This is a genomic window from Chryseobacterium sp. 2TAF14, from assembly GCF_052115105.1.
Lineage (GTDB): Bacteria > Bacteroidota > Bacteroidia > Flavobacteriales > Weeksellaceae > Chryseobacterium.
Genome location: NZ_JBFRGA010000078.1, coordinates 1 through 12,668, shown reverse-complemented (window position 1 = coordinate 12,668; position 12,668 = coordinate 1). Strand labels below are relative to the sequence as shown.

Below are 12,668 nucleotides of genomic sequence, written 5' to 3'. Positions count from 1 at the left end.
ATATTATCTAAATGAATCAATTCAAAACAATTGGAGCTCAAGAGATCTGAAAAGACAAATCAATTCTCTTGCTTACGAAAGAGTTTTACAGCATAAAAAATCCACACACGAAACCATTCATAGTATTTTAAAAGATCCTTATATTTTTGAGTTTTTAGGAATAAAATCGGAAGAAAAAATTTCAGAAAAAGAAATAGAAACCAGAATTATCGATCATATTCAAAAGTTTCTTTTAGAATTTGGGAAAGGCTTCGCTTTTGTAGCAAGGCAGCAACATATCTCCACAGACACTTCAGATTTTTACATAGACATGGTCTTTTACAATTACATTTTAAAATGTTTCGTTATTATTGATTTAAAAACAGGAGAACTTTTACATCAAGACATCGGTCAAATCGATATGTACGTAAGAATGTATGATGATCTGAAACGAAGCGAAGGCGATAATCCAACAATCGGAATTCTTTTATGTGCTGAAAAAGACGAAACTATTGTAAAATATTCTGTTTTAAATGACAAAAACAATCTATTCGCAAGCAAATATTTATTGTACCTTCCGAAAGAAGAAGACTTAAAACAAATCATCGATCAGGACAGGATTCGTTTTGAGCTTGATCGGGAAGATGAAAAAAACAATCTTAAATGATTTCACAATTACATATACTAATTATCTTTGAATTATGAACCTAACTTTAGACGAAATACAAAGCTTTAAAGGAAAATACCCTAAACAAATCTGGTCACTCTTTTTTTCAGAAATGTGGGAACGCTTCTGCTTTTACGGAATGCGTGGAATGTTGGTTTTCTTTATGATTTCACAACTCAATTTTCATGAAAAAGAGGCCAATCTACAATATGGAGCTACACAGGCTTTCGTATATGCTTTCACTTTCGTGGGCGGGCTTTTCGCAGATAAAATATTAGGATTTAGAAAATCTCTTTTTTGGGGTGGGCTTTTAATGATTGTCGGAAGTTTAATTTTAGCTACAGATCCGCACAAGTTTTTCTTTTTGGGAATAGCTTTTACCGTAGTAGGAACAGGCTTTTTTAAACCCAACATTTCTTCAATGGTCGGTCAGCTTTATAAACCCAATGATTCAAGAGCAGATGCAGGGTTTTCACTTTTTTATGCAGGAATCAATTTAGGAGCTTTATTGGGCGGTTATTTGTGCATCGCAATCGGGAAGGGCGAACTTTTCGGAAGCATTATTTCAGAAGGAATAAGATGGAACATCGCATTCGGACTGGCTGCAATAGTGATGGTCATCAGCTTAATTAATTTCGTTTTTACACAGAGAAGTTTGGGTACAATCGGGCTTCAGCCCGGACACGCCGATAATGAAATAAAATCTGCACCCATTCCAAAATGGAAAGAATACGGAACATATATTTTATCATTGATATTCATTCCGATTATTATGATCATGGTTTCAGTACCGGAATACACTGATTATTTTATGTGGACTGTAGGACCATTGACGTTGATCTACCTTTTTTATGAAATGACTAAAGTCACCCCGAACGAACGTAAAAAACTTTGGGCTGCCTTGGTTTTCATCTTATTCTCCATTCTATTCTGGGGAATTTATGAGCAAAGCGGCGGCTCACTGAGTATTTTTGCTGCCAAAAATTTAAATCAGGATCTTTTGGGGCTGGATCCGAATGGCGTGAATAATTCAGGAGGAGCATTTTTCATTATTTTTCTTGCTCCATTACTCGGATTATTATGGATCTGGATGAGCAAAAGAAAAATCGAACCCAATACAATCATTAAATTCGGTTTAGGATTTATATTTTTAGGCTTAGGATATTACGTTTTATTTGCCACCAGATTATTTGCAGATTTACAAGGAATTACTTCTTTAAATTTCTTTACATTAGCTTTATTGGTTATCACATTGGGAGAATTATGCCTCTCTCCTATCGGATTATCGATTATGACGAAACTTTCTACCAAAAATCTTCAGGGAATGATGATGGGAATGTGGTTTCTGGCTTCTGCTTACGGACAATATGTTGCCGGAATTATTGGAGCCGGTTTAGCCGATACAAAGAAAGGATCAACAAATTATGATGCATTAATAACATATACAGAAGGTTACAAGCAACTTGGGCTTTACGCAGTAATTGCAGGTGTGGTATTAATTTTGATATCTCCGTGGGTGAAAAAACTGATGCAGGAAGTTCGTTAATAATTTAAAATCACAAATAAGATGAAAAAAATATTTGTACTAATCTTTTTTATTCAATTTATTTTTACATTTTCTCAGGTAAAATGGATGACGATTGAAGAAGCGTTAAATGCACAAAAAACAAAACCTAAAAAAATCCTTATCGATTTTTATGCAGATTGGTGTGGACCCTGCAAACTAATGGATAAGAAAACATACGGAAATCCCATAATTTATGAGTTTTTAAATGAAAATTATTATCCCGTTAAATTTAATTCTGAAGACAAAAATACTATCGAAATCTACGGCAGAAAATTTTCTAACGAAAATACACCTCATAAGAGAGGAAGAAATTCACTGCACGAATTTACACAGTTTATGAATGTAAATGCAGTACCAAGTACAGTTTTTCTTGATGAAGTCGGAAAACCCATCACCATGTTGCAGGGTGAGCTGTCGGCGAAAGAATTAGAACCATATCTTGAGTTTATCTCTAACGATTTATACAAAAAAGTAAAAACCAAACAAGATTGGGAAGATTATCAGAAGAAATTCAGATCTAAAATAAAAGACTGATCGGGATTTCGAGATACACGATTCGAGGTTTGAGATTGTGAAATCTTTAGTTTAATATTAAAAAATAACAGAGAGGCTTTCAATTTTTTTGGAAGTCTTTTTTATTTTACCGAAATTCGGGCTTTATTTCATCTAAAATGCGGATCATAAAACCCGAAACTCGTATCCCGAAACTCGAATAATGAATCTTGAAACTCCCATAGAATTTGTAAAAGGAATTGGTCCTGAACGAGCCAAACTCATTAAAAATGTGTTGGCAATTTCTACTGTGGATGATCTTATCAACTTCTACCCGATCCGGTATTTAGATAAAAATAAAGTCTATAAAGTCGCTCAGCTTCAGGAAAGCAATCTTGAAATTCAGCTGAAAGGAAAAATCTCAAACGTTCAGGAAATTCTTACCGGAAAAGTAAAAAGACTGACCGCAAAATTTAATGATGATACAGGAAGCATGGATCTGGTTTGGTTTCAGTATTCAAAATGGCTGAAAGAGCAGATTCCTGTAAACCGTGAAGTTTTTATTTTCGGGAAGATCAATGCATTTAATAATCAGTTTTCGATGCCGCATCCGGAAATCGAGCTGGATGAAAACAAAGAAAAAGACAATAGGCTAAAACCCATCTATCCAAGTTCAGAAAAACTGACGAAAAGAGGTTTAAATCAAAAATTCTTCCAAGTAGTTTTAAGAAATATCTGCAAAGAAATCCCGAATCTTATCCAGGAAAATCTTCCCGAATATATAATGAATTCGATGAAATTTTTATCGAGGCAACATACTTTTTTAAACATTCATTTTCCAAAAAATTTAGATTATTTTGAAAAGGCGAATCAGCGTTTAAAGTTTGAAGAATCATTTTTCTTTCAGTTAGGATATGCCTTAAAAAAACTTCATCATAAAACACAATCTATAGGAAATCCGTTCCCGATTGTCGGTGATCATTTTACGGGATTTTATGAAAATCATCTTCCTTTCGAACTCACCGGAGCTCAAAAAAGAGTTTTAAAGGAAATCAGAATGGATATGAAAAAGCCGATCCAGATGAACAGACTTTTGCAGGGCGATGTAGGTTCGGGAAAAACAATGGTTGCCTTGTTAACAATGCTTATTGCTTTAGACAATGGTTTTCAGAGCTGTTTGATGGCTCCGACGGAAATTCTGGCGCAACAACATTACAACGGAATTAAAGATTTACTGAAAGACACTGAAATTAAAGTGAGTCTTTTGACCGGTTCGGTAAAAGCTTCCGCAAGAAAAGTGATTCATGAAGAACTTGAAAACGGTGAACTTTCAATTTTGGTGGGAACTCATGCTGTTTTGGAAGACAAAGTGAAATTTAAAAACCTTGGATTGGCAATTATTGACGAGCAGCATCGATTTGGTGTCGCTCAACGGGCCAAACTCTGGGCTAAAAATAAAATCCCGCCTCATATTTTGGTGATGACCGCAACGCCGATTCCGAGAACTTTGGCAATGAGCTTTTATTCGGATCTTGATGTTTCGGTGATTGATGAAATGCCGGTCGGAAGAAAAGCAATCATTACGGCTCACAGAAGAGAAAAAGACCGTGCTTATGTTTACCATTTCTGTCATGAAGAAATCAGGAAAGGAAGACAGATCTATTTCGTTTATCCTTTGATTGAAGAATCTGAAACATTGGATTATAAAAATCTGCAGGAAGGTTTGGAACATGTGATGGATAATTTTTCTAATTATAATGTCACAATGCTTCACGGAAAAATGAAACCCGATGAAAAAGATGTCGCGATGAACTATTTTGCTTCGGGAAAATCTCAGATCATGGTTGCAACAACGGTAATTGAGGTAGGCATAAATGTTCCTAACGCTTCGGTCATGGTCATTGAAAGTGCTGAAAGATTCGGGCTTTCGCAACTTCATCAGCTTCGCGGAAGAGTGGGAAGAGGAGCCGAACAGAGCTATTGTATTTTGATGACTTCCGATAAACTTTCCAGCGACAGCAGAACCAGGATCAAAACGATGGTGGAAACCAATGACGGTTTTAAAATTTCTGAAGTCGATATGCAATTGCGCGGTCCCGGAGATATTTTGGGAACCCAGCAAAGCGGTGTTGTTGATTTCAAAAGATTAGATTTGGTCAACGATGCGCAGATCATTAAAACCACAAAAAAAATGGTGGAAAAGATTCTGGAGGCAGATCCGAATTTATCGAGAACCGATAACCAGATTATTAAAAATTATTATCTGCAGAATTATAAAGGCAAAAATAAGTGGAGTAAGATTTCTTAGTTTTTGGCTAAAGCCAATAAAGTTTTATCTAAAATTGTAAACGGGCTAAAGCCCGTTCCTATTGAATAAAAAAAACCGCTCATTTCTGAACGGTTTTAGAATAATTTAAATTTTGATTACCAGATTTTGATTCTGTCTTCCGGCTTTTTGTATAATTTGTCACCAGGTTTTACATCAAATGCTTTGTAGAAAGCATCAACGTTGGTTAACGGCCCGAAACTTCTGAAATATCCAGGAGAATGCGGATCTGTTTTTACTTGGTTTACCATATATTTCTCGCTTGATAAAGTTCTCCAAACGGTTGCCCAGCTTAAGAAAAATCTTTGATCTTGTGTATAACCGCTGATTACACCAGGATTTCCTTTATCTTTCAAATACATTTGCAATGCATCGTAAGCGATATTTACACCACCCAAATCTGCAATATTTTCACCGTTTGTGAATGTTCCGTTTACGAAAGTTCCTTTTACAGGCTCATATTTATCGTATTGCGCAGCCAAAGCTTTCGTCGCTTTTTCGAAGTTTGCTTTATCTTCCGGAGTCCACCAGTCAACTAAGTTTCCTTCTGCATCGAACTGAGCACCTGAATCATCAAATCCGTGGCTCATTTCGTGACCGATAACCGCACCGATTCCACCAAAATTTACAGCAGCATCAGCTTGAGGATTGAAGAAAGGCGGCTGAAGAATTGCAGCAGGGAAAACGATCTCATTATAAACCGGGTTATAATAAGCATTTACAGTTTGCGGAGTCATTCCCCACTCTGTTTTATCAACAGGTTTTCCAATTTTAGCCAGCTCTCTGTTGTACTGCCATTCGCCGATATTCTGAAGGTTTTGGTATAAATTTCCGCCTTTAGATTCCGGAGTGATTACCAATTTAGAATAATCTTTCCATTTATCAGGATAAGCAACTTTTACGGTAAATTTATTCAATTTAGCCATTGCTTTTTCCTTTGTCACATCAGACATCCATGTTAAACCATTGATATGAACGGCGAAGCTTTTCTTTAGATAATCGATTAATTCAACCATCTGAGCTTTTGCCGAAGCCGGGAAATATTTATCAACATATAATTTACCGAAAGCTTCACCTAAAGAACCGTTGATCAACTCATATCCTCTTTTGTTTAAAGCTCTCTGCTCTTGCTGACCTCTTAAATATTTTCCATAGAAAGCGAATTTCATGTCGCCTAATTTTTCACTTAAATAAGAAGCGCTTCCGCTGATCATGTGGAATTTCAGATAATCTTTGATTACAGGTAACGTTTTAGCATTTACCAATTGATCGAAATTTTTGTAATACCCTAATTCACCGATGATTACTCTGTCTGTATCTACGCCAACTTTTTTAAGATAAGCAGGAAGATCTACATTTTTAACCAAATCTTTCAGCTCAGCCATCGTTTTTGGGTTGTATTGAAGCGTATTGTCGCGACTTTGTTCATTCGTCAACAAATGTTTTGCAATACTTTTTTCGTAATCTACAATTCCTTTGGCGGCTGCATCAGCATTTTTATAGCCTAATTCTTTTAACATAGAAGCTACATACTTTTCGTATTCTGCAAGAGCTTCCGTGTTTTTAGCATCTACTTTTTGGTAATAATCTCTGCCCATTCCCAGTGAAGCGTCACCTAAGTAAACGGCATTCATATTAGAATCTTTAAGATCTGCATAAACACCCCATCCGTAGAAATTATTTTCACCTTCTTTCGTTACAGAAGCTAAATAATTCTGAAGATCTGTCAGGTTTTTAATCGCATCGATTTTGTTGATATTTTCCTGGATAGGCTTGATTCCGTCTGCATTTCTCTTCTCCATATTCATGTAAGAAGCATACAGATCCTGGATTTTTTTGCCTTCACTTCCTTCTGCGAATTTATCTTTCAGAAGAGAGTTTAAAATTGTCATTGAATTGTTGTCTGTATCATCTGCCAATTTGTTGAAACTTCCCCAAGTTGGTTTATCTGAAGGGATTTTAGCAGTTTTCATCCAGGTTCCGCTTACGTAATTGTAAAAATCATCTTGCGGACGAACAGATTTATCCATCAAACTGATGTCTAAACCTTTATCAGTAGTCATTGTTTTGGTAGATTTAGTCTGAGCGCTCAATGTATTTTGTGAACAAACTCCAGCTAATAAAAACAAAGAAAGTGTTAGTTTTTTCATTGTAATAATAATTTACAGAATATGTATATTTAATTTAAATTTTGTTACGGTAAAGTTAATTTATTTTGAAATTGATTTTTCCGGAAAACGATTAGCAGTTTATTTCAAAGCAAAATGCGCAATTTTTTTTGATTACTAATTGTTTTTAAGTTCGTCAAGGCGTTTCCGGTCAGCAAAGAATGTGACTTCTTTATCTGAATTATTTATTAATTAAAATCCCGACCAGATCCTGAAGAATTTTCTGGGAAACGAAATAAATAAAATCCTGTCGGTCTAAATGCGGCATAAACAATTTAAAAGTCTGAGATTCGTTTTTCACTTTTATCGTATAGTAAACCAGCCCCACTTCTTTCCCGTCCTCACCTTTTCCGGGACCTGCAACTCCGGTTGTAGAAAGAGAAATATCCGTTTTAAACAAATTCTGACAGCCTTCCGCCATTTCTCGTGAAACCTCTTCGCTTACAACAGTAAATCTTTCTATGGTAGCTTCTGAAACATGAAGAATTTCCGTCTTTTTTTCCGATGCATATGCTACTACTCCACCAACAAAATATTTAGAACTTCCAGGATTTGAGGTTAGTAAAAGCGACAATTCTCCAGCGGTACAGCTTTCAGCCGTTGAAATGGTTATTTTTTTTTCGCTTAAAATTTCACCTAAAATTTTCTCAATTTTATCCTCAGAAGTTGCGATAATATTTTCTCCGATAATCGGAAATAATTTTTGAATTTCGTTTTCCAATTGAAGCTGTAAAAGGTTTTCATCAATTCCGGTTGCGGTCAACCTCAGCTTTACTCGTGTTCCTACAGGAAGATAAGACAAGGCAAGGTTTTCAGGCAAAGCAAGTTCCCAGTCTTCAATTTTATCCGCTAAAATACTCTCCGGAATTCCCACAACAGAAACAATTCTTGTAGAAATATAATTCAGATTAAATTTTTCTTTTAAATAAGGAATAATCTGATCTTTTATCAATGGTTTTACTTCGTACGGAACTCCTGGTAAGCTGAAAGAAAGTTTGTTTCCGTGCTGCATCATCATACATGGCGCAGTTCCGAAATGATTTTGAAAAACCGTAGATTTTGTAGGCACAAAAGCCTGTTCGCGGTTTCTTTCTAAAATTTCTATGCGACCACGTCTTTCCATATACGCTTTAAGATGTTCGAAAGTGGCATCATCCAAAGCAATTTCATCATCAAAAAATTCGGTGAGTGCTTTTTTGGTTTTATCATCTCTTGTCGGACCTAAACCTCCTGTTGTAATGACCAAATCACCAATTTCAAATGCCTCTTTCAATGTAGTTTTTATGGTTTCTATCTCATCTGAAATGGTAATGATCTGAGAAACTTTTATACCGATATTTTTAAGTTCGGAAGCAATAAAATTTGAATTGGTGTCTACCGTATTTCCTGAAAGAATTTCGTCACCGATGGTAATAAGAACTGCGTTTTGCATGTTTTTAATTTTGAATAAATTCCCTGCAAATGACGTAAAAATCTCCGGAGCAAACAAAAGAAAATGATTTTTTATATCTTTGGTTTAAACTGTCTGAAACTATAATAAAGAATATGACCAAATATGATGATGCTTCTTGGCATTATGGCGGAGATTTTCCGGAAGGACTTCCCGAAAAAAACAGCGCAACCCACATCGGAATGTTCCTCAACTGGTGTATCAACAAAAATTTTCATTCCGAAGAATTTAAAGAAGATGCCGAAGAGGAAATTGAAAAATTAAAACGAAGAGAAATTACAGGTGCAGATCTTATCATCGATTCTATGGACGAGAAATTTTCAGAATATGACCTGAATGATTTCGGGAATAGTTTTGCCAAAGATTATTACGTAGACGAAACCGATTTCACCAGTAAATACAGCTCTTTTGCAACAGATTACCTCAATCTTTTCGACAGTTTAGCCGAAGAAAATAATTTTGAGTATGAAACATTTTATCACATCGAAGATACTTACCAAAATTATGATCTGATGAAACAGATTATTGATCACCGTTTTGAAGAATGGAAAGAGTATAAAAATTTAAATTAAATATTAAGTTTGTCATTCTGACGAAGGAAGAATTTCTATAAATTAAATAGATTCTTCACTGCATTTCATTTCGTTCAGAATGACAAACTTTATGGAGATTGCATTGTTTTAGCAATAATTAATCATGTTTTACCCAAATCAAATCATCGGTATTATAACCCAATTTCTGAGCTTTTGCTAAAAATCTTTCTTTGATACTGTTCGGAATTTCTTTATTTCTCGAAAGAATCCAGATATATTTTGTACTGTTTCCTACGACCAGAGCATTTTGATAATCATCATCAATATCAATCACATTATAACCCGCCCAAATCGGTTTAAAAAATGAAACCTTCAGCCTAGCTTCAGACTTTTCGTTCACAAATCTTGCCTCACCGATGGATTCTTTCCATTCTTTTTTCACATAATTATAACCTCGGTTTTGCACTTTAATGGTTCCGTCAGGATTGAGTGAATAATTTGCAGTAACATTATCCATATTTTTCTCAAATTTATAGTCGAAACGGGCGATTTCGTACCATTTTCCAAGATATTTTTCAGAATTAAAATTTTTGACGGCTGTTGCACCTTTTGGGATTCCGACCGAGCATGAATTGAGAATAATTAGTCCTAAAATTCCTAAAGAAACGGGAATGGCTATTTTGTGTAAGGTTTTCATAATACTTGTTTTGTGTATCTTGAAAAGTTCAAAAATGATGCCTTAAATGGTTGTTGAATTTGACTGTAAACCTTTTTAATTTAATTGTAAACTTTTTAATTTAAACCATTAAGATTTATTAAGTAGTTTAGATAATTTAAGTTGAGCTTCGCTTTAAGCACAACGCTGATTAAAAATCTATTTGATTTTTYCTTAATAAAACTTAACTCCTAAAATTTTCTTAATGGTTCAAAAATAAATTTCTTTTTAAGAAAACTTCAGAATTTGATTGTAATCTTTTAATTTAAACCATTAAGATTTATTAAGCAGTTCAGATAAGTTAAGTTGCTTCGCTTTAAGCACAACGCTTATTAAAAATCTATTTGATTTTTTCTTAATAAAACTTAAACTATTAAATCCTCTTAATGGTTCAAAATAAATTTTAAAGTTTAAGAGAAAACTTTTAAAAACTGATCTTTAAAACTTCCTGAAACTTCAATTTCGGAATTGTCTGATAAAGTTGCCGTGCCACTTTTATGGTAAGATTTCACAAAAGTGGTGTTGATAATATGCGACCGGTGAACTCGAACGAAAGGATTTTCAAGCAGATCATCAAAATGTTTTAAAAATCTGCAGACCATTTTCTTTGAGCCATCTGTGAGATAGACTTTATTCACTGCCAAAATCAATTCCTGAATATCGATTGGTTTCAAAATATAATAGCTCGCAGATTTGTTTAAAGCCTGTAAAGAATATTGCGAAAATGCCGTAATAAAAATGGTTTCGTAAGAAAATTCTTTGGTTGCCTCCAATACATCGAAGGCGTTTCCGAAAGGCATTTCCACATCCAGAAAAACCAGCTGCGGCTGCATTTCTGCAATCAGGGGAACGGCTTCTTTGATATTTTCCGCTTCACCCAAAATCTCAATTTGCGGACAGTATTTTGTGAGATAATTCCTAAGAACTTCCCTTGCAATTTTTTCGTCGTCTACGATTACAGATTTTATTTTCATTTTTGAGGTTAAGGTTAAGGTTAAGGTTAAAAATTAGCTGTTGATCAATTTATAAGAGATTTCAACAAAAACACCTTGTGAATCTTTTTTATCGGTGATTTTACATTCAATATTTTGCTTGTATAAATCATTCAGCAAAGCAATTCTCTCTAAAGTATTTTTCATTCCGCGACCTTTTCTGGTTTTCTGATGCTCGGTTTTTTGTTTTTTACTTTCTTCGATGCCGATTCCGTTGTCTTCGATGAAAATATTGAGAACATTATTATTTTTTTCAAATTTTAAGCTTAAAAATCCTTTTTCAGTTCGATATCTTAAGCCATGCCAAACTGCGTTTTCCAAAAATGGCTGTATCAACATTCCGGGAACTTTCAGATTTTGGGTGTTTAAACTTTCATCGACTTCAATTTCGTAATCAAATTTATCGGCAAAACGTGTTTTTTCTAAAGCTAAATAATTCTGAAGCAAATCTAATTCCTGCTGAAACGGAATGAAATCTTCGGTAGAATTTTCCATGACACCACGCATTAATTTTGAAAATTTGGTTAAATACTGATTGGCTTCCAGCTCATTATTTGTGGCAATAAAATGGTTGACAGAATTTAAACTGTTGAAAATAAAATGCGGATTCATCTCGCGACGCAGCGACTGTAAAGCGATTTTTTTATTTTTGATCTGAACTTTTTTAAGCGTTCTGAAAATAAAAAATATTAAACCTATTAAAATCAACAACGCTGCGATCAGACTATAATTAAATAAATTTTTCTTGCGGATCAGCTCGTCTTTCAGTTCTTTTTCTTTTATAAGCTGTGAAATTCTCTGTTCGGTATCTTCAAGTATTTTATTGTCAACCAGGCTTCTGTCTTTTGAAACCAGATCGGGCAGTTTTCCGAGAAAATCACGGTAAAGTTTTATCGAGGCATCTGTATTTTCTGAAATATTGTAAAGGCTGTCAAGCTTTTTCACGCTTTTCTGCGCTTCAAGAGTGTGACCTTTCTGCAAAGCAATATCATAAGCATTTTTCAATAAAACAATCGCTTCTTTCGGATCATTTTTTTTGATGTAAATTTCTGCAAGCTCCTGAATCTGCTCTACTTTTTTCTGAGAATTTTCTTTTACGAAATTTTCTTTTAAAATCGATTTTTTGGCTTCTATTGCTTTATCAAAATTTTTATTGTCTACATAAAAATCAGTCAGTTTCTGATTGATTGCCAAAGCCTGTTGCGGCGCTTCTTCTTTAGAAATTTTATAGGCGGTATTTAGATTTTCCTCAGCTTTCGGAATATTTTTATTTTCGATATTTACATCTGCCATTTGGCTGTATCCGGCTGCAAGATCTTCTTTGTTATTTTCTTTTTCGCTGATCTGAATATTATTCTGAATGGCTTCTGCCTTGTTTTCCGGTGTGGGAGATGAAAGTCTGGAAGCATCATTGGCATTCAGATTTCTTTTTGATTTAGAATATCCGATTTTCGAAGCCTTTTGGTAATTGTTGCGTGCAGATTGCAGCTTATTTTGATTTTCCTGAGATTGCGCAAGTTTCCGGATTACTTTTTCCAGATTTTGCTTATCATTCAGTTTTTCGTAGATGGTTTTAGATTTTATAAAATACTCTTCACTTTTAGAGAAATTTCTTTCATTAAAAAATGTTTCCCCAATATTATAATATGATTCGGCTTCTGCAGATTCATTTTTGGTGTCGACTGCCTTTTTAAGCTTAGTAGTTTCGGCAACAATTTCTTTCGTATCTCTGCTTTGCGAATACAAATTATTCACAGAAAACAACAAAAGAATAAACAC

Annotated in this window: 9 protein-coding genes and 1 pseudogene; 5 read left to right on the top strand and 5 right to left on the bottom strand. The window is 34.5% G+C overall.

All coding sequences use genetic code 11. The features are described from left to right. From AB4Y90_RS09935 to recG, 4 genes and pseudogenes are all read left to right on the top strand, one after another. On the top strand, window positions 1-646 hold a 646-nt coding region (locus AB4Y90_RS09935; protein ID WP_441557322.1), incomplete at its 5' end, for a PDDEXK nuclease domain-containing protein. A 34-nt stretch (window positions 647-680) separates the two neighbouring features. After that, entirely contained in the window at window positions 681-2,192 is a 1,512-nt protein-coding gene (locus AB4Y90_RS09930; RefSeq protein WP_441557320.1) for a peptide MFS transporter, read from the top strand. 21 nt (window positions 2,193-2,213) lie between these two features. Further along, window positions 2,214-2,747 (top strand): thioredoxin family protein, encoded by a 534-nt coding sequence (locus AB4Y90_RS09925; RefSeq protein ID WP_441557319.1) that lies wholly within the window; start codon window positions 2,214-2,216, stop codon window positions 2,745-2,747. Between the two features lie 169 nt (window positions 2,748-2,916). Beyond that, window positions 2,917-5,013, top strand: a pseudogene (recG, locus tag AB4Y90_RS09920) (ATP-dependent DNA helicase RecG); the annotation flags it as partial. A gap of 116 nt (window positions 5,014-5,129) precedes the next feature. On the opposite strand, the gene AB4Y90_RS09915 reads toward recG, so the two are convergent. Then, window positions 5,130-7,181 carry a M13 family metallopeptidase gene (locus AB4Y90_RS09915; RefSeq protein ID WP_441557318.1) on the bottom strand — a complete coding sequence of 684 codons (2,052 nt, stop codon included), beginning with the start codon at window positions 7,179-7,181 and terminating at the stop codon, window positions 5,130-5,132. A 199-nt stretch (window positions 7,182-7,380) separates the two neighbouring features. Continuing rightward, window positions 7,381-8,631: a CinA family nicotinamide mononucleotide deamidase-related protein gene (locus AB4Y90_RS09910; protein WP_441557317.1), complete on the bottom strand. Its 1,251-nt coding sequence runs from the start codon at window positions 8,629-8,631 to the stop codon at window positions 7,381-7,383. A gap of 113 nt (window positions 8,632-8,744) precedes the next feature. Here AB4Y90_RS09910 and AB4Y90_RS09905 point away from each other — a divergent pair, with 113 nt between their 5' ends. Then, window positions 8,745-9,221: a DUF7832 domain-containing protein gene (locus AB4Y90_RS09905; RefSeq protein ID WP_441557316.1), complete on the top strand. Its 477-nt coding sequence runs from the start codon at window positions 8,745-8,747 to the stop codon at window positions 9,219-9,221. Window positions 9,222-9,339: 118 nt separating this feature from the next. Here the strand turns inward: AB4Y90_RS09905 and AB4Y90_RS09900 are convergent, their stop codons facing one another. From AB4Y90_RS09900 to AB4Y90_RS09890, 3 genes are all read right to left on the bottom strand, one after another. Further along, a complete protein-coding gene (locus tag AB4Y90_RS09900) occupies window positions 9,340-9,879 on the bottom strand; it encodes a lipocalin family protein (protein ID WP_441557314.1) in 540 nt (179 codons plus the stop codon). A gap of 428 nt (window positions 9,880-10,307) precedes the next feature. After that, window positions 10,308-10,871 (bottom strand): LytR/AlgR family response regulator transcription factor, encoded by a 564-nt coding sequence (locus AB4Y90_RS09895; protein ID WP_441557312.1) that lies wholly within the window; start codon window positions 10,869-10,871, stop codon window positions 10,308-10,310. A 33-nt stretch (window positions 10,872-10,904) separates the two neighbouring features. Beyond that, window positions 10,905-12,668 (bottom strand): histidine kinase (locus tag AB4Y90_RS09890; protein ID WP_441557311.1); only part of this gene is annotated, 1,764 nt, incomplete at its 5' end.